At 72.0% G+C, this 20520-nt stretch carries 16 protein-coding genes and 1 pseudogene; 12 read left to right on the top strand and 5 right to left on the bottom strand.

What is annotated here, in order from left to right:
• Positions 1–201: pseudogene (locus tag ABZY11_RS02435) on the bottom strand (hypothetical protein); the annotation flags it as partial.
• A gap of 22 nt (positions 202–223) precedes the next feature.
• Positions 224–1672, bottom strand: a complete 1449-nt coding sequence (locus ABZY11_RS02430) for an SWIM zinc finger family protein (RefSeq protein WP_356477320.1) — start codon at positions 1670–1672, stop codon at positions 224–226.
• A gap of 133 nt (positions 1673–1805) precedes the next feature.
• Between ABZY11_RS02430 and ABZY11_RS02425 the strand changes: the two genes are divergently transcribed.
• The 6 genes from ABZY11_RS02425 (at position 1806) to sucD (ending at position 9520) form a co-directional block, all read left to right on the top strand.
• Positions 1806–2252: an MmpS family transport accessory protein gene (locus ABZY11_RS02425; RefSeq protein ID WP_356477319.1), complete on the top strand. Its 447-nt coding sequence runs from the start codon at positions 1806–1808 to the stop codon at positions 2250–2252.
• A 111-nt stretch (positions 2253–2363) separates the two neighbouring features.
• On the top strand, positions 2364–3476 hold the full coding sequence (locus ABZY11_RS02420) for an AAA family ATPase (RefSeq protein ID WP_356477318.1): 1113 nt from the start codon (positions 2364–2366) through the stop codon (positions 3474–3476).
• On the top strand, positions 3473–5923 hold the full coding sequence (locus tag ABZY11_RS02415) for a DUF5682 family protein (RefSeq protein WP_356477317.1): 2451 nt from the start codon (positions 3473–3475) through the stop codon (positions 5921–5923). Before ABZY11_RS02420 ends, ABZY11_RS02415 begins: the two co-directional genes overlap by 4 nt.
• Positions 5920–7164: a VWA domain-containing protein gene (locus ABZY11_RS02410; RefSeq protein ID WP_356477316.1), complete on the top strand. Its 1245-nt coding sequence runs from the start codon at positions 5920–5922 to the stop codon at positions 7162–7164. The genes ABZY11_RS02415 and ABZY11_RS02410 overlap by 4 nt, the downstream gene beginning before the upstream one ends.
• Positions 7165–7407: 243 nt before the next feature.
• Entirely contained in the window at positions 7408–8589 is a 1182-nt protein-coding gene (gene sucC / locus ABZY11_RS02405; RefSeq protein ID WP_356477315.1) for an ADP-forming succinate--CoA ligase subunit beta, read from the top strand.
• A gap of 46 nt (positions 8590–8635) precedes the next feature.
• The gene (gene sucD, locus ABZY11_RS02400) at positions 8636–9520 is read left to right on the top strand and encodes a succinate--CoA ligase subunit alpha (RefSeq protein ID WP_356477314.1); all 885 of its coding nucleotides are present in this window, start codon (positions 8636–8638) and stop codon (positions 9518–9520) included.
• 163 nt (positions 9521–9683) lie between these two features.
• Here sucD and ABZY11_RS02395 read toward each other — a convergent pair whose 3' ends face one another.
• A complete protein-coding gene (locus ABZY11_RS02395) occupies positions 9684–11009 on the bottom strand; it encodes a helix-turn-helix domain-containing protein (RefSeq protein ID WP_356477313.1) in 1326 nt (441 codons plus the stop codon).
• Between the two features lie 125 nt (positions 11010–11134).
• Here ABZY11_RS02395 and ABZY11_RS02390 point away from each other — a divergent pair, with 125 nt between their 5' ends.
• Positions 11135–12847 (top strand): DUF6350 family protein, encoded by a 1713-nt coding sequence (locus ABZY11_RS02390; RefSeq protein WP_356477312.1) that lies wholly within the window; start codon positions 11135–11137, stop codon positions 12845–12847.
• A 68-nt stretch (positions 12848–12915) separates the two neighbouring features.
• Here the strand turns inward: ABZY11_RS02390 and ABZY11_RS02385 are convergent, their stop codons facing one another.
• A complete protein-coding gene (locus tag ABZY11_RS02385) occupies positions 12916–13842 on the bottom strand; it encodes a hypothetical protein (RefSeq protein WP_356477311.1) in 927 nt (308 codons plus the stop codon).
• Positions 13843–14177: 335 nt separating this feature from the next.
• Here ABZY11_RS02385 and purN point away from each other — a divergent pair, with 335 nt between their 5' ends.
• Together purN and purH are read left to right on the top strand one after the other, a co-directional pair.
• Complete coding sequence (purN, locus tag ABZY11_RS02380) at positions 14178–14834, top strand: phosphoribosylglycinamide formyltransferase (protein ID WP_356477310.1); 657 nt, start codon at positions 14178–14180, stop codon at positions 14832–14834.
• Positions 14821–16374 (top strand): bifunctional phosphoribosylaminoimidazolecarboxamide formyltransferase/IMP cyclohydrolase, encoded by a 1554-nt coding sequence (gene purH / locus ABZY11_RS02375; RefSeq protein ID WP_356477309.1) that lies wholly within the window; start codon positions 14821–14823, stop codon positions 16372–16374. The genes purN and purH overlap by 14 nt, the downstream gene beginning before the upstream one ends.
• Before the next feature lie 113 nt (positions 16375–16487).
• On the opposite strand, the gene ABZY11_RS02370 is transcribed toward purH, so the two are convergent.
• On the bottom strand, positions 16488–17261 hold the full coding sequence (locus ABZY11_RS02370) for an RDD family protein (protein ID WP_356477308.1): 774 nt from the start codon (positions 17259–17261) through the stop codon (positions 16488–16490).
• A 226-nt stretch (positions 17262–17487) separates the two neighbouring features.
• On the opposite strand from ABZY11_RS02370, the gene ABZY11_RS02365 reads away from it, so the two are divergent.
• From ABZY11_RS02365 to ABZY11_RS02355, 3 genes are all read left to right on the top strand, one after another.
• Positions 17488–18351, top strand: coding sequence for a bifunctional methylenetetrahydrofolate dehydrogenase/methenyltetrahydrofolate cyclohydrolase (locus ABZY11_RS02365; protein ID WP_356477307.1), 864 nt, complete (start codon positions 17488–17490; stop codon positions 18349–18351).
• Between the two features lie 29 nt (positions 18352–18380).
• Positions 18381–18950 carry a DUF3017 domain-containing protein gene (locus ABZY11_RS02360; RefSeq protein ID WP_356477306.1) on the top strand — a complete coding sequence of 190 codons (570 nt, stop codon included), beginning with the start codon at positions 18381–18383 and terminating at the stop codon, positions 18948–18950.
• A gap of 568 nt (positions 18951–19518) precedes the next feature.
• Positions 19519–20508, top strand: a complete 990-nt coding sequence (locus ABZY11_RS02355; RefSeq protein ID WP_356477305.1) for a malate dehydrogenase — start codon at positions 19519–19521, stop codon at positions 20506–20508.
• Positions 20509–20520: the final 12 nt, after the last annotated feature.

The following is a 20520-nucleotide window of genomic DNA, read 5'->3' as shown; positions in this document are numbered from 1 at the left end:
CCGCGGGGCGGCGGGCGCCGGCTCGGGCCGGGCGGCGGGGGAGGCGGGCAGAAGACCGGCCCTGCGCCGCACGGTGTGGAGCGCCGCCGCGTCCAGCAGTGCGGCAGGCCCGCCGTCTCCCCCCGCCGGGCGACGGTCGGTGCCGAGAAGCGCCGTGGTGACGAGCTCTTCCCATGGCGCGGGTGTGATGGTGCCAGACATGGGTCCCCCTTCGAATCCAGCGTCAGATGAGCGGCACGGTCCCGGACGTGGCGTCGGCCCAGCCGATCCCGGCATCGGCCCCGGCACCGGCCCCGGAGTCGTCGCCGACCCCGGCGGACCAGGCCGCGAACGGGTCGAAGCCGCGGTGGCCGCACTCGCCGAATACCGTGACCGGGGAGCCGCCGGAGAGCGCGACGAGCTTCCACAGTCCGGGCCGGGACAGCGCCACCGGGGCGACGGGCAGGGCCGCATCGCCCGCCGCGTCCACCAGCTGCCAGCCGTCCCCGGACGGCACGGGTATGACGTCGCGCAGCGTCACCGGCCAGGCGTCCAGCCAGGGGTCCTCCCGCAGGGCGTGGCCGTACGCGCCTGTCGCGGCCGCCACCGTGTCGCCCGGTGGCGGCGTGCCGGTCGGCGACGGTGCACCGAACTGCGGTCCCAGCTCCGCCCGTAGCCGCCCGGCGCCCGGATAGGGCGTGATCTCGGCGTCGATCGTGACGCCGACCGGCAGTGCCGGGTCGGGGGAGCGCCCGGCCGCTCCGAAGGAGAGCAGCAGTGCCGTGCGGCCCGTTTCCCTCCCGTACAGCCAGATGCGACGCGCGACGATCTTGCCGTCCGGGGTGTCGTACTGGGCGAGGACCAGCCAGCGGTCGCGGACCGGTGGGCCCTCGGCGGGGGCCGTCAGCCCCACCCGGGTGCGGACCGTGGCTGCCAGCGGCTCCGGCAGCCGGTCCATCCCCAGCCACGCGCTGTCCAGCAGATGCAGCAGCGCGCACTCCTCCAGCAACCGCGCCGGCCAGCCGGGACCGGATGCCGCAATGGCGCCCAACTCACGCACCCGGGCCGCCAGTCCGGGCGCCTGGGCGTCGACCATGCGGGCCGCCGTCTCCTCCCAGAGCCCGTACCCCGGCTGATCGGCCGCCGCGAGCCCCCCGCGCAGCAGATCGGCCAGCCGCTCCTCCAGCTCCTGCGCGCCGCCGGTGATCCGCTCGGCACGGCGCTCGGCCCGTCGCCGGGCGGCCTCCGGGTCGGCCGGGCCCGTGGCCGGGGCGCCGTCCGCCCCTGCGCGCTTCTCCGCCTTCCCGGCCGACCGCTCGCGGCGGCCCGTCAGCCACTCGCCGGCCCAGTCCGGCACCTCGCCCGCGGGCAGGGCCGATTCGCCCGACGCCCAGACCAGCAGCAGACCCAGCGCGTGCTTGCACGGGAACTTCCGGCTGGGGCAACTGCACTTGTACGCGGGGCCGGTGAGGTCGACCACCGTCCGGTACGGCTTGCTTCCGCTCCCCTTGCACAGCCCCCACACCGCACCCGAACCGTCGGATCCACCGCCCGACCACGGACCGGCCGAACCGAGCTTGCTCCCCGCCTTGCGTGACGCATCGTCAGGAGCGAGGGCCAGTACCTGCTCCACCGTCCAGCGCGCCACCGGACCGGCGGTGCGCAAGGGTTCTCCCCCGTGAGATAGCAGCATGGGAACGACGGTAGAGCGCGCCACTGACAATCACTCTGACCTGCTGATTCGTCGTCACGCACGTATCTTGACTTTACTTGGCCTTTGCGATTCTCTGCGATGAGACGACCCATGGATCCGGGGGGACCAACCCATGAGCCACACCGTTCGCACCACCCGCAACATCCGTAGCCTGCGTGCCGTCCGAACCGCCGTCTGTGCGGCCCTCGTTCTCGGCCTCGGCACGGGCCTGGCCGCCTGCTCCGCGACCGTCGACCAGGTGGACAAGGCCATGGACGAGACGTACGAGGTCACCTACGAGGTCACCGGCACGGGCGTCGACGAGATCCAGTTCCACGGCGGCGGGGGCAGGGCCATGGAACCGGATATCCAGACGGTCGAGTCGCCCACCCTGCCCTGGCGCAAGACCGTCACGCTGCGTGGGATCATGCCCCCCGCGGTCATGCCGATCGCTGTCGACGAGGGCGGGGCCGAAGTCTCCTGCTCGATCACGTACAAGGGCAAGGTCATCAAGGAGGCGAAGGACGAGGGCGCGCTCGCCGCGGGTGGCTGCGTGGCCGTCTCGCCAATAGCCGGCTGAACTCCCCTTCCTCAGCCGGGGAATCGGCCCTGACCTGCAATCGGGGCCGATTGTCAGTGCCATGGTGCACGGTGGGAACCACATCGGGTCGACCGATCCGGAGGGGGATCCATGACCGTGTCCGAAACCACTGCCGCCGTCGGCGTACAGGCTCTCCGGCCGCATGCCGAGGAGGCCTTCGCCCATGAGCTGAAGGCCCTCGCCGCGGCCGACGACCGCCCACGGCCCGCCCGTTGGAAGCTTTCCCCGTGGGCCGTCGCCACCTACCTGCTCGGTGGCGCACTGCCGGACGGCACCGTGATCACACCGAAGTACGTGGGCCCGCGCCGCCTCGTCGAGGTCGCCGTGACCACGCTCGCCACCGACCGGGCCCTGCTGCTCCTCGGCGTTCCGGGCACCGCCAAGACCTGGGTCTCGGAGCACCTCGCGGCCGCCGTCAGCGGCGACTCGACGCTGCTCGTCCAGGGCACGGCGGGCACTCCCGAAGAGGCCGTCCGCTATGGATGGAACTACGCGCAGCTGCTCGCGCACGGGCCCAGCCGCGACGCCCTGGTGCCCAGCCCGCTCATGCGCGCCATGTCCGACGGCATGACCGCGCGGATCGAGGAGCTCACCCGTATCCCCGCCGATGTGCAGGACTCGCTCATCACGATCCTGTCGGAGAAGACGCTCCCCGTCCCCGAACTGGGACAGGAGGTCCAGGCGGTCCGCGGATTCAATGTCATCGCCACCGCCAACGACCGCGACCGCGGGGTCAACGAGCTGTCCAGCGCCCTGCGCCGCCGGTTCAACACCGTCGTGCTCCCGCTGCCGGCCACCCCCGATGCCGAGGTCGACATCGTGTCCCGGCGCGTCGACCAGATCGGGCGCTCGCTCGACCTCCCGGCCGCACCGGACGGCATGGCCGAGATCCGGCGCGTCGTCACGGTCTTCCGCGAATTGCGCGACGGAGTCACCACCGACGGCCGCACCAGGCTCAAGTCCCCCTCGGGGACGCTGTCGACGGCCGAGGCGATCTCCGTCGTCACCAACGGCCTGGCCCTGGCCGCGCACTTCGGCGACGGGGTGCTGCGCCCCGGTGATGTGGCGGCGGGCATCCTCGGCGCGGTCGTCCGTGACCCCGCGGCCGACCGGGTGGTCTGGCAGGAGTATCTGGAGACGGTGGTCCGGGAGCGGGACGGGTGGAAGGACTTCTACCGCGCCTGCCGTGAGGTATCCGTATGACCCGGGCCGAGCGTCCTGCGGGACCGCTGCTGCTGGGGGTGCGGCACCACGGACCGGGCTCGGCCCGGGCCGTCCGCGCGGCGCTGGACGCCGCCCGCCCGCAGGCGGTGCTCGTCGAAGGGCCCCCGGAGGCCGACGCGCTGCTGCCGCTGGCGGCCGACGAGAGGATGCGGCCGCCGGTCGCGCTGCTCGCCCATGCCGTCGACGACCCGGGGCAGGCGGCGTTCTGGCCGCTGGCCGCGTTCTCGCCCGAGTGGGTCGCGATCCGCTGGGCCCTTGAGCACGGCGTTCCGGTCCGGTTCATCGATCTGCCCGCGGCGAACTCCCTGGCCATGACGCAGGCCGCGGAACGCGAAGCGGACGGGGAGGGCGCGGAGAGCGGAGCGGACGCGGAGGGCACGCCCGATGCGGGCGGCTCGGCCGCGCAAGCCCCGATCGACCCCATCGGTGTGCTCGCCGACACGGCGGGCTACGACGACCCGGAGCGCTGGTGGGAGGACGTCGTCGAACACCGCACCCGGGACGGCGAGGCCGTCGACCCGCGCGCACCGTTCGCCGCGCTCGCCGAGGCGATGACCGCCCTGCGCGAGGTGTACGGGGACGGCGGCCACCCCCGCGACGCCGTCCGTGAGGCCCATATGCGCATCCAACTGCGCAAGGCCGGGAAGGAGTTCGGCGACGACATCGCGGTCGTCTGTGGCGCCTGGCACGTGCCCGCGCTCGGCACGAGGACCACCCTCGCCGCCGACCGGGCCCTGCTCAAAGGGCTGCCCAAGGTCAAGGCCGAGCTGACCTGGGTGCCCTGGTCGCACCGGCGGCTCGCCCGGCACAGCGGATACGGGGCGGGCATCGACTCGCCCGGTTGGTACGGACACCTCTTCGACGCCCCGGACCGCCCGATCGAGCGGTGGATGACCAAGGTCGCCGGACTCATGCGCGACGAGGACCGGTTCGTATCGTCCGCCCATGTCATCGAGGCCGTCCGGCTCGCCGGGACCCTGGCCGCCATGCGCGGTCGCCCGCTCGCCGGACTGAGCGAGACGACCGACGCGATCCGCGCCGTGATGTGCGAAGGCTCCGATGTGCCGCTCGCGCTCGTCCAGGAACGGCTGATCGTCGGCGAGACCCTCGGCCAGGTGCCGGACACCGCCCCCGCCGTACCCCTGCAACGCGACCTCACCCGTCAGCAGCGCACCCTCCGGCTCAAACCGGAGGCACAGGAGCGGGAGCTGGAGCTCGACCTGCGCAAGGACAACGACGCGGCCCGCAGCAGACTGCTCCACCGGCTGCGCGTCCTCGCCGTCGGCTGGGGCGAGCCGGCCGCCGGCCGGGCGAGCACCGGCACCTTCCGGGAGAGCTGGCGGCTGCGCTGGGAACCCGAGCTGTACGTACAGGTCGCGGAGGCCGGGACCTGGGGCACCACCGTGCTCTCCGCGGCGACCGCCAAGGCCGAGACCCAGGCGGCTTCGGCGACCGCACTCGCCGAGGTCACGGCACTCGCCGAGCAGTGCCTCCTGGCCGAGCTGCCCGACGCGCTCCCCGTCGTGATGCGGGCCCTCGCCGACCGCGCCGCGCTCGACACCGATGTCGGCCATCTTGCCGACGCACTGCCCGCGCTGGCCCGCACCCTGCGCTACGGCGACGTGCGGTCCACGGACACCGCGGCACTCGGTGAGGTAGCGGCCGGACTCGCCGAGCGGATCTGCGTCGGACTGCCACCCGCCTGCACCGGGCTCGACGCCGACGGCGCCGCCGAACTGCGCGGCCGGGTGGACGGGATCCACACCGCGATCGGGCTGCTCACCGGCGCCGCACCGGCGAACGCCGGGATGGACGCGGACGGACTGCGTGCGCGCTGGACCGCCGTACTGCACAAGCTCGCCGCCCGGGACACGGTCGCGGGGGTCATCCGGGGCCGCGCGACCCGCCTGCTGCTCGACGAAGGACGGCTCGCGGAGGACGACGCGGCACGGCTGATGGGCCTGGCCCTCTCGCCCGGCACACCCCCGGCCGACGCCGCGGCGTGGATCGAGGGCTTTGTCGGCGGGGCCGCCGGCGGCGGCATGCTGCTCGTCCACGACGAGCGGCTGCTCGGCCTGGTCGACGCCTGGCTCACCGGGGTGCCCGCCGACCTCTTCGCCGATGTGCTGCCACTGCTGCGACGCACGTTCTCGGCGTACGAAGCGGGCGTACGGCGCACCCTGGGCGAGCTCGTGAGGCGCGGCCCGGCCGCCGGGGGACCGGCAGCCACCGGTCCGGGCACGGGCTCCGGGCCGACGGCACCCGGATTCGCCCCGGGCCTGGACGAGGCGCGGGCGGACGCGGTCGAGCCGGTGCTGCGCCTTCTGCTCGGACTGCACAACGACTCGGTCCCGGCCGATGACGCCCCGTCCGGGCAGGCCGGGAGAGCCGAGAACGCCAAGGAACCGCTGGGGGCAACGGGATGACCACGGACACGGACACGGCCGGCACCACACCGCCGCGGGTGCACACCGGCCCGCAGGCACACACCGGCCCGCAGCCCGGCCCGGCGGACGACGAGCGGCTGCGGCGGTGGCGGCTGGTCCTGGGCGGGGACAGCGCCGAGAGCACCGGCCGCACCCTCACCGGGCGCGACGCCGCGATGGACGCCGCACTGACCGCGCTGTACGGCGACGGCGCCAATCCCGGCGGCCGGGGCAGGAACAGCCGCTCGGCCGGACTCGGGGCCTCCGCCCCCTCCGTGGCCCGCTGGCTCGGCGACATCCGCACGTACTTCCCCAGTTCCGTCGTCCAGGTCATGCAGCGTGACGCGATCGACCGGCTCGGCCTCGCCGCACTGCTCCTCGAACCGGAGATGCTGGAGGCCGTCGAGGCGGACGTACATCTCGTGGGCACGCTCCTCTCGCTCAACAAGGCCATGCCCGAGACGACGAAGGAGACCGCGAGAGCGGTCGTGCGCAAGGTCGTCGAGGACCTGGAGAAGCGGCTCGCCACCCGCACCAGGGCCACACTCACCGGCGCGCTGGACCGCTCGGCGAAGATCGACCGGCCGCGTCACAGCGACATCGACTGGGACCGCACCATCCGGGCCAACCTCAAGAACTACCTCCCCGAGTACGGCACCGTCGTCCCCGAGCGGCTCATCGGCTACGGGCGGGCCGCCCGGTCCGTGAAGAAGGACGTGATCCTCTGCATCGACCAGTCGGGGTCGATGGCCGCCTCCGTCGTCTACGCCTCCGTCTTCGGCGCGGTACTCGCGTCCATGCGCGCTCTGCGGACCAGGCTCGTCGTCTTCGACACAGCGGTGGTAGACCTCACCGACCAGCTCGACGACCCCGTGGACGTACTCTTCGGCACCCAGCTCGGCGGCGGCACCGACATCAACCGCGCGCTCGCCTACTGCCAGTCGAAAATCACCCGTCCCGCCGACACCGTGGTCGTGCTCATCAGCGACCTCTACGAGGGCGGAATACGCAACGAGATGCTGAAGCGGGTCGCTGCGATGAAGGCTTCCGGCGTGCAGTTCGTGACGCTGCTCGCGCTGTCCGACGAGGGCGCGCCCGCCTACGACCGCGACCACGCGGCGGCGCTCGGGGCCCTCGGCGCACCGGCCTTCGCGTGCACCCCGGACCTGTTCCCGGAGGTGATGGCCGCGGCCGTCGAGAAGCGGCCGCTACCCGTGCCGGACAAGGAGACCCACAGGTGACACGCCCGTCGTTCTGTCCACCGCGACCCGGCCACCAGCGTGATCTGTGACCGTAATCACCGCTCAGGTGTGATCTGTGATTTAGGGTCCTGCGGAGCTCGGGGATAACCTGCGAGATGGACATGCCGCGTACCCCGGGTCACCGTGTGCGCCTTCCTGGTGACAGATGCAGTCACGTTGCCCCTCGCGGCACGCCCACGCAGAAAACGAACCGCGAGACCATTGATTAAGGGACGGACGCGCGTGGACCTGTTCGAGTACCAGGCGAGGGACCTCTTCGCCAAGCACGGTGTACCGGTGCTGGCCGGTGAAGTCATCGACACGCCTGAGGCAGCCCGCGAGGCGACCGAGCGGCTGGGCGGCAAGTCGGTCGTCAAGGCGCAGGTGAAGGTCGGCGGCCGCGGCAAGGCCGGCGGCGTCAAGCTGGCTTCCACCCCCGACGAGGCGGTCGCCCGCGCGACCGACATCCTCGGCATGGACATCAAGGGCCACACGGTCCACAAGGTGATGATCGCCGAGACCGCGCCGGAGATTCTTGAGGAGTACTACGTCTCGTACCTCCTCGACCGCACCAACCGCACCTTCCTGGCCATGGCCTCGGTGCAGGGCGGCATGGACATCGAGGAGGTCGCGGAGAAGACCCCCGAGGCCCTCGCGAAGGTCCCGGTCAACGCCGTCGACGGCGTCGACATCGAGAAGGCCCGCGAGATCGTCGCCCAGGCGAAGTTCCCGGCCGAGGTCGCCGAGAAGGTCGCCGAGGTCCTGGTGACGCTGTGGGACACCTTCGTCGCCGAGGACGCGCTCCTCGTCGAGGTGAACCCGCTCGCCAAGGTCGCCTCCGGCGACATCCTCGCGCTGGACGGCAAGGTGTCTCTCGACGAGAACGCCGACTTCCGTCAGCCCGAGCACGAGGCCCTTGAGGACAAGGCCGCAGCCAACCCGCTCGAGGCCGCCGCCAAGGCCAAGAACCTCAACTACGTCAAGCTCGACGGCGAGGTCGGCATCATCGGTAACGGTGCCGGTCTGGTCATGTCGACGCTGGACGTTGTCGCGTACGCCGGTGAGAACCACGGCAACGTGAAGCCCGCCAACTTCCTCGACATCGGTGGTGGCGCCTCCGCCGAGGTCATGGCGAACGGCCTGGAGATCATCCTCGGCGACCCGGACGTCAAGTCCGTCTTCGTCAACGTCTTCGGTGGCATCACCGCGTGCGACGAGGTCGCCAACGGCATCGTCCAGGCGCTCGCGCTGCTCAAGTCCAAGGGCGAGGAAGTCACCAAGCCGCTGGTCGTGCGACTCGACGGCAACAACGCGGAGCTGGGTCGCAAGATCCTTTCCGACGCCAACCACCCGCTGGTCCAGCGCGTGGACACCATGGACGGCGCGGCCGACAAGGCCGCCGAGCTCGCCGCGGCTGCGCTGTGACGTTGCGCGTCTCCGACACGACAAGGGACTAAGGGACTCCAACACCATGGCAATCTTCCTCACCAAGGACAGCAAGGTCATCGTCCAGGGGATGACCGGCGCCACCGGCATGAAGCACACCAAGCTCATGCTCGGTGACGGCACCAACATCGTCGGCGGTGTGAACCCGCGCAAGGCCGGCACCTCCGTCGACTTCGACGGCACCGAGGTACCCGTCTTCGGCTCCGTCGCCGAGGCGATGGAGAAGACCGGCGCGGACGTGTCCGTCCTCTTCGTGCCGCCGGCCTTCGCGAAGGCCGCCGTCGTCGAGGCGATCGACGCCGAGATCCCGCTCGCGGTCGTCATCACCGAGGGCATCGCCGTCCACGACTCGGCCGCCTTCTGGGCGTACGCCGGCTCGAAGGGCAACAAGACCCGGATCATCGGCCCGAACTGCCCCGGCCTGATCACCCCCGGCCAGTCCAACGCCGGCATCATCCCGGGCGACATCACCAAGCCCGGCCGCATCGGCCTCGTGTCCAAGTCCGGCACGCTGACCTACCAGATGATGTACGAGCTCCGTGACATCGGCTTCTCGTCCGCCGTCGGCATCGGTGGCGACCCGGTCATCGGCACGACGCACATCGACGCCCTCGCGGCGTTCGAGGCCGACCCCGAGACCGACCTGATCGTGATGATCGGCGAGATCGGCGGCGACGCCGAGGAGCGTGCGGCCGACTTCATCAAGGCCAACGTCACCAAGCCGGTCGTCGGTTACGTCGCGGGCTTCACCGCCCCCGAGGGCAAGACCATGGGCCACGCCGGCGCCATCGTCTCCGGCTCCTCCGGCACCGCCGAGGCGAAGAAGGTGGCCCTTGAGGCCGCCGGTGTCAAGGTCGGCAAGACGCCGACCGAGACCGCCAAGCTGGCTCGCGAGATCCTCGGCGCCTGATCGCTACACCGCGTCGGAGCAGCACAGCAGTATCGCGTCACCGCACAGACGGCGCGGGTCCGTACCCGATCAGGGGTACGGACCCGCGCCGTTTCCGTATCGCCGTATCTCCGTCCGCCGCCGTAGCTCCGTCCGCGCGGAACGGAGCTACGGATCTCTTCGTTCAGCCGGCCTCGGGGATCAGCCGTGCCGGACCCTGTACGAGCTCGCCGTGGAGCTCCTTCTGGAGCTTCAGGTCCTGCGGCGTCAACTTCTGCGCACCGCCTCGCGGCGGCACCCCGCCGACCCGCTGGGCGGGTGACTCCGGGGTCTCGTACCGCGTCGGGCCCGTCGCCAGCGTGAGCAGCGTCAGGCCGATGATCAGCACCGTGAAGGAGATGGCCGCCCGGGTCCACAGCTGGGCCTTGCGCTCGCTGTCCGTGCGGATCACGACGGGTGGCGGGAGCGGGTCGGCGGGCTGGGCCAGGGCGAGTGCGCCGAGCCGCTCGTGCAGGAGCGCCGACTGCTCGGTGGGCGACGAGGGCTCCGCCAGCTCGGGCAGCCGCTCGGCGACCGCGGCGCGGGCGTTCATCAGCCGGCCTGCCGCCGCCGGGGTGCTCGCCTCCGTCTCCGCCGCCGTCTCCGGCAGATCCAGGCCGACGCCGTCGTAGAGCAGCAGGGTGCGGCGGTACGACGGCGGCAGTTCGAGCAGCGCGTCGAGCAGGGCGCGCGGACCGGGTTCGGCCGGCGGCGGGTCGAGCCGGCGGTGGGCGCGGCGCAGCCGGTGCCAGGGGGACATGGCGTACTCGTACGCGGCGGCCCGTACCCAGCCCACCGGTTCGCGGTCCACCGCGACCTCGGGCCAGCGCTCCCAGGCCAGTGCGAAGGCCCGCGCGACCGACTCCCGGGAGAGGTTCCGGCGCCCGGTCAGCAGAAACGTCTGCCGGAAGAGAGCGGCGGCGGAGTGCTCGTACAGGGCATCGAATGCTTCGGCGGGGGAGAGCCCGGCGGTCTCGGCCCCGGCCGCCGCCGGGGTTTCCGGTACGGCGTGGGTGGCGGACGCGTCGGGCGGATCGGGGGTGGTGCCGGGCTCGGTCGGGGCCATTGCGGTGCTCCCGGTGGCTTCGACGGGGGTCGGCGGACGCGACGGCGGTTTCGTGGACGTCACCGGTTTGGAAAGCCGCGCGACCGTCGTGGGCGTCGCCGGGCGGGCCGCACGTTTGACGGCGGCCTTCGGCCGGGTGTTCGGAGCGGCCGGTTTGGTCCGGGCGCCCGGTGGCGTTGCCTGCGGGCTCGGCCGGCCACCATGGATCAGCCTGGCGTATGCCGCGCGCTTTCGCCCCCGGGGCGTGGTGCGGCCGGTCTCCCAGGAGCGGACCGTGGCGCGGGTGACGCCCACCGCAGTCGCGACCTGCTCTTCACTCAGTGACTTCGCCTCACGCAGTCTGCGTCGCTCCTTGGGGGAGGGGAGCGGATGGGCAGAGGCCGTATCGGTCGAGCCCTGCGTCATGAACGACCCCCCGCGGGGCTGCACTGGGTAAAAAAGTACATAAATGCATATTGAGCGACACAGCGGCCGTTCGCCTGTTACGCGGAATAAGCGCGTGTCGTTGGGAGCATGGCCAGGTGACCCAAGTGACCGAGAGCAGCCCGTCGTTGTCGGCAGAGCAGGGCCGGTCGGCCGTGCTGGCCTTCGCCCTTCTGCGCGGAGCGGTTGCGGCCGGGCTGGGACTGGGCTCGATCGCCGTCCTCGTTATGGTGCTGTGGATCAGCTCCCCCGCTTCCGACAGCAGCCCCGGCGGTGCGCTCCATGCGGCGGCCGGGCTCTGGCTGCTCGCCCACGGCGCCGAGCTGATCAGAGCCGACACGCTCAGCGGGGTCCCCGCCCCGGTGGGCCTCGTTCCGCTGCTGCTCGCGGTGGGGCCGGTGTGGCTGGTGCACCGTGCGGCGCGGGACGTCCTGGTGCCGGACGAGGGGCGTCCGGTCCCTTCGGCGGTGGGCGCGTTCGTCATGGTCGTCGGTGGATATCTGCTGGTCGGGGCGGCTGTCGCGTACTACGTGCGGGGTGGATCGCTGTCCGTGGACCCGTCGTCGCTGCTCTTCCCTTCGGCCGTCGTGGTGACGGGCGCGGCGGCCGGGGTCTGGACGGCGGCCGGGCGCCCGGTCGGGCCGCCGCCGTCCTGGGCGCCGGTGAGCCTGCACGAGGCGCTGGCGCGCAGCCGGTTCAGGGAGTACGCGGGGACGGTGTGCCGGTCGGCGGCGGCCGGGGTGTCGGTGCTGCTCGGCGGCGGGGCGCTGCTCGTCGCGGTGGCGCTGGTGTGGCACGCGCAGCCCGCCCAGCAGTCGTTCGTCCAGCTCTCGGGCGACTGGGCGGGCCGGGCCTCGGTGTTCCTGCTCGCGCTGGTGCTGGTGCCGAACGCGGCGGTATGGGGCGCGGCGTACGGACTCGGGCCGGGTTTCGCCCTCGGTACGGCGTCCACGGTCACCCCGCTGGCCTTCTCGGGACGCCCCGCGCTGCCCCGCTTCCCGTTGCTCGCCGCGGTGCCCGCCGAGGGCCCGGGAACGGTCCTGAACTGGTCGGCCGCCGCGGTGCCGGTCGCGGCGGCGGCGACGATCGCCTGGTTCACGGTACGGCGGGCCGCGCCCCCGCATGTCGCCCGGGAGGAGGCCTGGAGCCCGCGGGAGACCGCGCTGGCGACCGCCCTGGCGGCGGTGGGGTGCGGGGCCGGTACGGCGGTGCTGGCGGCGGCCGCCGGGGGGCCGCTCGGCACCCGTGCGCTGGCGGAGTTCGGGCCGGTGTGGTGGCTCACGGGTGCGGCGGCGCTGGCGTGGACGGCACTGCTCGGCGTCCCCGGCGCGCTGCTGTTCCGGGCCTGGCGGCTGCGGGAGCGCGGCGCGGGCGGGTGGTGGCGGATGGGCCGGGTGCCGGCGGAACCGGCGGAGGCGGAGGCGGCGCACGGTGCCGGGGCATCCGGCGTCGCGGCGCCGGGGAAGGCCGCCGAGCCGGAGAAGGCCGAGAACCCCGAGCCGGCGCCGGAATCCGGGGCGGCGTCGCGGGAGCCGGGTGGCAATAGCCGGAGGTGGTGGCGGCGGTTCGCGCGCCGGGACGGCGACGAGGCGGCCGGACCGGCGCCGGGAGACGAGTCCGTGCCCCTGTCCGTCGGCTCCCCCGGGCGCACCCCCGTCGAGGCTTCTCCCGCGACCGGGGAGGCGTCGGTGGCGCCCGTCGCCCGGATGGCCGTTCCGGACGAGGGCGAGGATTTTGCACCGTACGACTTCCTGCCGACCGACCCCTGGCACGAGCGGACGGCCCGGCCCGAGGAGGCCGGGCCGTCCGGAAACACGTGAACGCTCAGGAGGTCCGCAGCGGACGGAGGGCCCTGGGGTCTGTCCGGCGGACCAGGGTCGGACAGACCCTAGTTCTTGACGCCGAAGAAGGGCTCCAGCGGCTTCGGCAGCTGGTCGTTGCAGGCCAGCTGGCCGGTCTTGGTGAGGGCGTCGTTCACGCAGGTGTAGTAGTCGCGGTAGACCAACTGCACGGTAAATGTCGTCGCGACGATCGAGAGCGCGAGCAGCGCCGTCACCAGGCCGCTGATCGCGGCCGTGGTCTGCTGCCTGCCGCCGCCCGGGGCGACGGGTGCACCGGGCGCCGGAGCCCGGCCGGAAGCGGCGGCACCGGTTGTTTGGGCGGAACCGGCTGCCCCAGCCGGGCCCGACGCCTGGCCGGAGCCGTCGGCCGCGGCGGCGGACGCCCTCTTCGGCTTCGCCCGGAGCGAGCTGATCGCCCAGTACACGGCGAGCGCGCCGAGCAGCAGGGCGATCTCCGGGAAGTCGAAGAGCGCGAAGAAGAAGGCCCACATGCCGGACAGCAGCGCGTAGCGCGCGCGGCGCTGGGCGGGGTCGGTCGGGTCCCAGCGCAGCCCGCCGGGGCTGCCCTCGGGCCCGCCCTGGCCGTTCGGCCCGCTCTGGCCCCCGGGTCGGCCGCCGAAGCCGCCGCTCTGGCGGCCGGGCTGCCGGCTGCTCCACTGGCCGCCCCAGGCCGGCCGGTCGTCGGAGGAGCCGCCCTCGGAGGACCCGTCACCGTCGCCCTGGCCGTTGCCGTTCCCGTTTCCGGTGTTCGAGGGGCGGCGGGGCTGCCAGGGCTGGTCGGGCCGGTTCTCGGGCGGCGCGGCGAACGGGTTCTCGTCGGCCCGGCCGGAGGGCCCCTCCGCACCGGAAGAGGAAGAGGAGGGAGAGGAAGAGGAAGAGGAAGAGCCCGTGGGGGACTGGCGTTCCCGCATCAGCAGTGAGGTCCGCTCGGGCAGCGGGTGGCGGAAGGCGGTGCGGCGGCGTCGGTCCGGCATGTGGTGAACGTCTTCCCCATCTCGTCATTTCCGCCCTGTGGACGGTTCGCTGTCCCCTGACGCTACCTCCCGGCCAGGAGGGGCCGAAAGCTGGGAGCGGGGCCCAAGCAGCCGATATCCGTCACCCTGGCCCGCGGCCGCGCTCCGGAGCCCGGCGGGTGCACCGTCCACCCCCGTCCCGTGGAGGTCCCCCGAGGTGCCGGTATCGTTGCTGACGGTCGGCTGGTTCGTAGAGTTCCCCGTATCGAGGGTCTCAGTTCTTTCGTACGACCATACAAATTCAGCGTCGCTCTGCTTCACCACGCGAGAATCACCACGCGAGAAAGGGCCCAGCAGTGGCCTCCCCGCCCCCCTCCGCCGCCCCGGCGCGCCTGGTCGTGCTGGTCTCCGGTTCAGGTACGAACCTTCAAGCCCTGCTCGACGCCATCGGCGACGACCCCGAGGGCTTCGGCGCACAGATCGTCGCGGTCGGCGCCGACCGCCCCGGCATCGTCGGCCTGGAGCGGGCGGAGCGCGCCGGACTGCCGACCTTCGTGTGCAGGGTCAAGGACTACGCCACCCGCGAGGAGTGGGACGCGGCACTCGCGGCCGAGACGGCCGCACACCGCCCGGACCTCGTGGTGTCCGCGGGGTTCATGAAGATCGTGGGCAAGGAGTTCCTCGCCCGGTTCGGCGGCCGGATCATCAACACCCACCCCGCCCTGCTCCCCAGCTTTCCCGGTGCCCACGGGGTGCGCGACGCGCTCGCGCACGGCGTGAGGGTCACCGGGTGCACCGTCCACTTCGTCGACGACGGCGTCGACACCGGTCCGATCATCGCGCAGGGCGTGGTCGAGGTGACCGAGGAGGACACGGTGGAGGGCGAAGCGGCCCTCCACGAACGCATCAAGGAAATCGAGCGCAAGCTGCTCGTCGAGGCCGTGGGGCGGCTCGCCCGTGGCGGCTATCGCATTGAGGGACGAAAGGTTCATCTCGGTCATGTCGGTGAATAAGCCCATCCGCCGCGCCCTGGTCAGTGTCTACGACAAGACGGGGCTCGAAGACCTCGCCCGCGGTCTGCACGAGGCGGGTGTCGAGCTCGTCTCCACCGGCTCCACCGCCGGGAGGATCGCCGCCGCCGGGGTTCCGGTCACCAAGGTCGAGGAGCTCACCGGCTTCCCCGAGTGCCTCGACGGCCGCGTCAAGACGCTGCACCCGCGCGTCCACGCCGGCATCCTCGCCGACCTCCGCCTGGACGCCCACCGAGAGCAGCTCGCCGAGCTGGGTGTCGAGCCGTTCGACCTGGTGGTCGTCAACCTCTACCCGTTCAAGGAGACCGTCGCCTCCGGCGCCTCCGCCGACGAGTGCGTGGAGCAGATCGACATCGGTGGCCCGTCCATGGTCCGCGCCGCCGCCAAGAACCACCCGTCCGTGGCCGTCGTCACCAGCCCCGAGCGGTACGCCGACGTCCTTGCCGCGGTCAAGGCGGGCGGCTTCGACCTGACCACCCGCAAGCGCCTGGCCGCCGAGGCGTTCCAGCACACCGCCGCGTACGACGTGGCCGTGGCCTCCTGGTTCGCCGACGACTACGCGGCCGCCGACGACTCGGGCTTCCCCGACTTCTTCGGCGCGACGTACGAGCGCGAGAACGTCCTGCGGTACGGCGAGAACCCGCACCAGCCCGCCGCGCTCTACACCTCCGGCGCCGGTGGCCTGGCCGAGGCGGAGCAGTTGCACGGCAAGGAGATGTCGTACAACAACTACACGGACACCGACGCCGCGCGCCGGGCCGCGTACGACCACGCCGAGCCGTGCGTCGCGATCATCAAGCACGCCAACCCGTGCGGCATCGCCATCGCCGACGACGTCGCCGAGGCGCACCGCAACGCCCACGCCTGCGACCCGCTGTCGGCCTTCGGCGGTGTCATCGCCGTCAACCGCCCGGTGACCGTCGCCATGGCCGAGCAGGTCGCGGAGATCTTCACCGAGGTCATCGTCGCCCCGGCGTACGAGGACGGCGCGGTCGAGGTGCTGGCCCGCAAGAAGAACATCCGCGTGCTGCGCTGCCCCGACGCCCCGACCGCCCCGGTCGAGGTCAAGCCGATCGACGGCGGCGCGCTGCTCCAGGTCACCGACCGGCTCCAGGCCGAGGGCGACGACCCGGCCAACTGGACCCTCGCCACCGGTGAGGCCCTGACCGAGGACGAGCTGAAGGAGCTCGCCTTCGCGTGGCGGGCGTGCCGCGCGGTCAAGTCCAACGCGATCCTGCTCGCCAAGGACGGCGCCTCGGTCGGCGTCGGCATGGGCCAGGTCAACCGCGTCGACTCCGCGAAGCTGGCCGTCGAGCGCGCGGGCGAGGAGCGGGCGCGTGGCTCGTACGCCGCCTCCGACGCGTTCTTCCCGTTCCCGGACGGCCTGGAGATCCTGACCGCCGCGGGCGTCAAGGCCGTGGCCCAGCCGGGTGGTTCGGTCCGTGACGAGCTGGTCGTCGAGGCCGCGAAGAAGGCGGGCGTGACGATGTACTTCACGGGTACGCGGCACTTCTTCCACTGATACGAGTTGCACCCGGGCAGCCCGGGTAAGACGGAAGGCCGCCAATTCCCCGGAACGAGTGGGGAATTGGCGGCCTTCGCGAGTCTGTGAGGGTGGTTACACCTTCAGCATGCTCACTTCGTCTTGATGACGATCGTGCTGCCCGCGCGGTCGTGCCAGCCCTGGAGCTTGCCCGAGTTGTCGAAGAAGGGGGAGAGGTAGACCAGCAGCGTGCCGAGACCGCAGAAGAGCGAGCCGACCATCGGGATGATCCAGCGGATGAAGCCCGCGCCCAGACCGGGGGCCTGGCCGGTGCTCTCCTTGACGACCTTGACGTTGAGGACCATCTTGCCGAGCGTGGCGCCCCAGATGGAGACCATCAGCCATTCGTAGAGCAGCGCGATCAGCGCGAACACGGCGATGAAGCCGAAGAAGCCCGCAAGCACGCCGACGCTGGCGTCTGCCGCGTCGTTCATGCACTGGGTGTAGGCAGCGGTGCCGTACTCGGTGCTGCTGCAGTCGTCGATGGACTTCGAGGCGCCCACGAGGCTCGCGATGCCGATCGCCGAGAAGATCGCGTAGAGGATGCCGTACGCGACGCCGTCCAGCGCACGGGCGCCCAGGCGACGCCCCATCGTGGCGAGTTCGACGGTGCCGAGGCCCGCGACGTTGATGTAGCCGTTGTTGGCCTGGAGGGTGCCGCCCGGCTGCTGGGGCGGGTAGCCGTAACCCGGCTGGCCCGGCTGCTGGCCCGGCTGCTGCGGGTAGCCGTAGCCCGGCTGGCCCTGCGGCGGCACGCCCTGCGGGGCCTGCTGCGGGTAGCCGTAACCGGGCTGGCCCTGCGGCGGCTGGCCCGGCTGCTGGCCGTACGGGTTGTTCGGATTCGGGTTCGGGTCGCCGAAACTCATCTGGGCGTTTCCTCCAACGTGCATGCGGGGACGATGCGGCCGCACGGAGGAAAGAAAGGTCAGTGGTCCGCCCCCCGGTACTACTGCGGCACTGCGGCAATAATCGTTATAAGTGAAATGTAAGTTTGTCCAGTCGCGACCCTTGCTTGTTGCGCAAGTGCAACATCGCGCCAACGTCCGAGGCCTGAATTGGTATGCGGGCGGGGTCATCCGCGAGTATGGGGACATGACTGCCCAGATTCTCGATGGCAAGGCCACCGCAGCCGCGATCAAGTCCGATCTCACCGTCCGCGTGGCGGCCCTCAAGGCACAGGGCATCACCCCTGGCCTGGGAACCCTGCTGGTCGGGGACGACCCGGGCAGCCGGTGGTACGTGAACGGCAAGCACCGTGACTGCGCGCAGGTCGGCATCGGCTCCATCCAGCGCGAACTCCCCGACACCGCCACCCAGGAGGAGATCGAGGACGTCGTACGGGAACTCAACGCCAACCCCGAGTGCACGGGGTACATCGTGCAGCTGCCCCTGCCCAAGGGGATCGACACCAACCGCGTCCTGGAACTGATGGATCCGGCCAAGGACGCCGACGGCCTCCACCCGATGAACCTCGGCCGGCTCGTGCTCAACGAGACGGGCCCGCTGCCCTGCACCCCGCAGGGTGTCGTCCAGCTGCTCCGCCACCACGGCGTGGAGATCAACGGGGCGCATGTCGTGGTCGTCGGCCGCGGTGTCACCATCGGCCGCTCCATCCCGCTGCTGCTGACCCGTAAGTCCGAGAACGCCACCGTCACCCAGTGCCACACCGGTACGCGTGACCTCTCCGCCCAGCTCAAGCAGGCCGACATCATCGTCGCCGCCGCCGGGGTGCCGCACATCGTCAAGCCCGAGGACGTGAAGCCGGGCGCCGCCGTGCTCGACGTCGGCGTCAGCCGGGACGAGAACGGCAAGATCGTCGGGGATGTCCACCCGGGCGTGGCCCAGGTCGCCGCCTGGCTCTCCCCGAACCCGGGCGGTGTCGGCCCGATGACCCGCGCCCAGCTGCTCGTCAACGTGGTCGAGGCGGCCGAGCGCAACGCGGCCGCAGCCGTCTGAGCCGGCCGACCCGATCCGGAGGGAACCCCATGGGTGCTGGTACGAGCCCGGCCGACCCGGCCGCCGAGGCGGACGGCACGTCCGAGGTGCCGTCCCGCGCGGACGCGCCGGACACGGGTGAGGGGGCGGCGGACGAGGCCGCTCCGGAGCGGGCCGTGACCCGTGACGACACCGCCGGTGAGGCGGCGGCCGGCGGTGCGCGACCGTCGCGGCGGTTCCCGTCGCTCACCCGGGACACCGCGCGTCCCGAGGGCGGTGGCCGGGCCGCGTCCGGGGACGCGCCCGCCCCTGCCCGGCAGTGGCCGCTGCTCGCCGTGCTCTGCACGGCCGGCGCCGGGCTGCTGATCGTGGCCGTCGACCCGTTCGCCGAAGCCTTCCGGATCGGCACGATGCTGATCGGCGTGGCCCTCATCGGGGGCGCCGTGCTGCGGCTCGTGGTGCCGTCGGTGGGCATGCTGGCGGTGCGTTCCCGCTTCACCGACCTGGTGACCTACGGGCTGCTCGGCTTCCTCATCGTGATGCTCGCGCTGGTGGCGCAGCCAAAACCGTGGCTGGACATTCCGTTCCTGGAGCAGCTGGTCCACTTCACCATCCGCTGAGCCCATCCGCTGAGCCCCGCACGTTGAGCCCCGCACGCTGAGCCCATTCACTGAGCCCGCCCGTGCTGCTCGGGAACGGTGCCCGTCCCCTCCCCCGAGAAGGGACGGACACCGGTATCGGGGCCACCGGAACGCATGCGTACCGGAATGCGGTGACTTGAGCGGCCTTGCCCCGTCCGGACTTCAGCCTGGTCGACGGAGTGAGGCCGGTTCAAGGGATGCCTGTGGCCTGTGGCACGGAAGTGACCATTCCGCCACCGTGTGATCGTCCGGCAACGGAGCCCCGGGCCCGGGAGTGCGGCGGGGACGGCGCCGCTGACCGGGCCGGGGCGCTGACAGCGGACCGTACGGGTGCCGTCACCGGACCGCCGCCTCCCGGGTGACCGGGGTTCGGCCGGGTGAGCGCTGTGTGACGGGTTGTGTGCGGTGCCACAGGGGGCAGGGCGGCCGGGAGGTTCCGGGTCGGATAGCCTGATCGCTGGATATCTCTTCACATCAAGATTCAGATCAGGGATGTCCAGCACCAGGGGCAGGGACCCCCACCGCCAGCTGTCTAACGGAGATCGCCATGACCCGCACTCCCGTGAATGTCACCGTGACCGGCGCAGCCGGCCAGATCGGCTACGCGCTGCTCTTCCGTATCGCCTCCGGCCACCTGCTCGGCCCGGACGTGCCGGTCAACCTGCGTCTCCTGGAGATCCCGCAGGGTCTGAAGGCCGCCGAGGGCACCGCGATGGAGCTCGACGACTGCGCCTTCCCGCTGCTGCGCGGCATCGAGATCACCGACGACGCCAACAAGGCGTTCGACGGTGCCAACGTCGCCCTGCTGGTCGGCGCCCGCCCGCGTACGAAGGGCATGGAGCGCGGCGACCTGCTCTCCGCCAACGGCGGCATCTTCAAGCCGCAGGGCAAGGCCATCAACGACAACGCCGCGGACGACATCAAGGTCCTCGTCGTCGGCAACCCGGCCAACACCAACGCGCTCATCGCCCAGGCCGCCGCCCCGGACGTACCGGCCGAGCGCTTCACCGCGATGACCCGCCTCGACCACAACCGCGCGATCTCGCAGCTGGCCGCCAAGACCGGTGCCGCCGTCTCCGACATCAAGAAGCTGACGATCTGGGGCAACCACTCGGCGACCCAGTACCCCGACATCTTCCACGCGGAGATCGCCGGCAAGAACGCCGCCGAGCTCGTCAACGACGAGGCGTGGCTGGCCGACACCTTCATCCCGACCGTCGCCAAGCGCGGCGCCGCGATCATCGAGGCCCGTGGCGCGTCCTCGGCCGCCTCGGCCGCCAACGCCGCCATCGACCACGTGCACACCTGGGTCAACGGCACCGCCGCGGGCGACTGGACATCCATGGGCATCCCGTCGGACGGCTCCTACGGCGTGCCCGAGGGCATCATCTCGTCCTTCCCGGTCACCACGAAGGACGGCAAGTACGAGATCGTCCAGGGCCTGGACATCAACGAGTTCTCCCGCAAGCGCATCGACGCCTCGGTGAAGGAGCTCACCGAGGAGCGCGACGCGGTTCGCGAGCTCGGCCTGATCTGATCCGTACGCCTC

Origin of the sequence: Streptomyces sp. NPDC006510, from assembly GCF_040611955.1 — a bacterium.
Lineage (GTDB): Bacteria > Actinomycetota > Actinomycetes > Streptomycetales > Streptomycetaceae > Streptomyces.
Note: the sequence above shows the minus strand (reverse complement) of the source record. Positions and strands in the feature narration are given on the sequence as shown.

Excerpts from the sequence above, each read along its gene's own strand:
- ABZY11_RS02430 (WP_356477320.1), bottom strand. The coding sequence starts at position 1,672 with ATGCTGCTATCTCACGGGGGAGAACCCTTGCGCACCGCCGGTCCGGTG.
- ABZY11_RS02355 (WP_356477305.1), top strand. The coding sequence starts at position 19,519 with ATGACCCGCACTCCCGTGAATGTCACCGTGACCGGCGCAGCCGGCCAG.
- ABZY11_RS02415 (WP_356477317.1), top strand. The coding sequence starts at position 3,473 with ATGACCCGGGCCGAGCGTCCTGCGGGACCGCTGCTGCTGGGGGTGCGG.
- ABZY11_RS02385 (WP_356477311.1), bottom strand. The coding sequence starts at position 13,842 with ATGCCGGACCGACGCCGCCGCACCGCCTTCCGCCACCCGCTGCCCGAG.
- ABZY11_RS02370 (WP_356477308.1), bottom strand. The coding sequence starts at position 17,261 with ATGAGTTTCGGCGACCCGAACCCGAATCCGAACAACCCGTACGGCCAG.
- ABZY11_RS02420 (WP_356477318.1), top strand. The coding sequence starts at position 2,364 with ATGACCGTGTCCGAAACCACTGCCGCCGTCGGCGTACAGGCTCTCCGG.
- ABZY11_RS02365 (WP_356477307.1), top strand. The coding sequence starts at position 17,488 with ATGACTGCCCAGATTCTCGATGGCAAGGCCACCGCAGCCGCGATCAAG.
- ABZY11_RS02410 (WP_356477316.1), top strand. The coding sequence starts at position 5,920 with ATGACCACGGACACGGACACGGCCGGCACCACACCGCCGCGGGTGCAC.
- ABZY11_RS02425 (WP_356477319.1), top strand. The coding sequence starts at position 1,806 with ATGAGCCACACCGTTCGCACCACCCGCAACATCCGTAGCCTGCGTGCC.
- sucD (WP_356477314.1), top strand. The coding sequence starts at position 8,636 with ATGGCAATCTTCCTCACCAAGGACAGCAAGGTCATCGTCCAGGGGATG.
- ABZY11_RS02360 (WP_356477306.1), top strand. The coding sequence starts at position 18,381 with ATGGGTGCTGGTACGAGCCCGGCCGACCCGGCCGCCGAGGCGGACGGC.
- purH (WP_356477309.1), top strand. The coding sequence starts at position 14,821 with ATGTCGGTGAATAAGCCCATCCGCCGCGCCCTGGTCAGTGTCTACGAC.
- ABZY11_RS02395 (WP_356477313.1), bottom strand. The coding sequence starts at position 11,009 with ATGACGCAGGGCTCGACCGATACGGCCTCTGCCCATCCGCTCCCCTCC.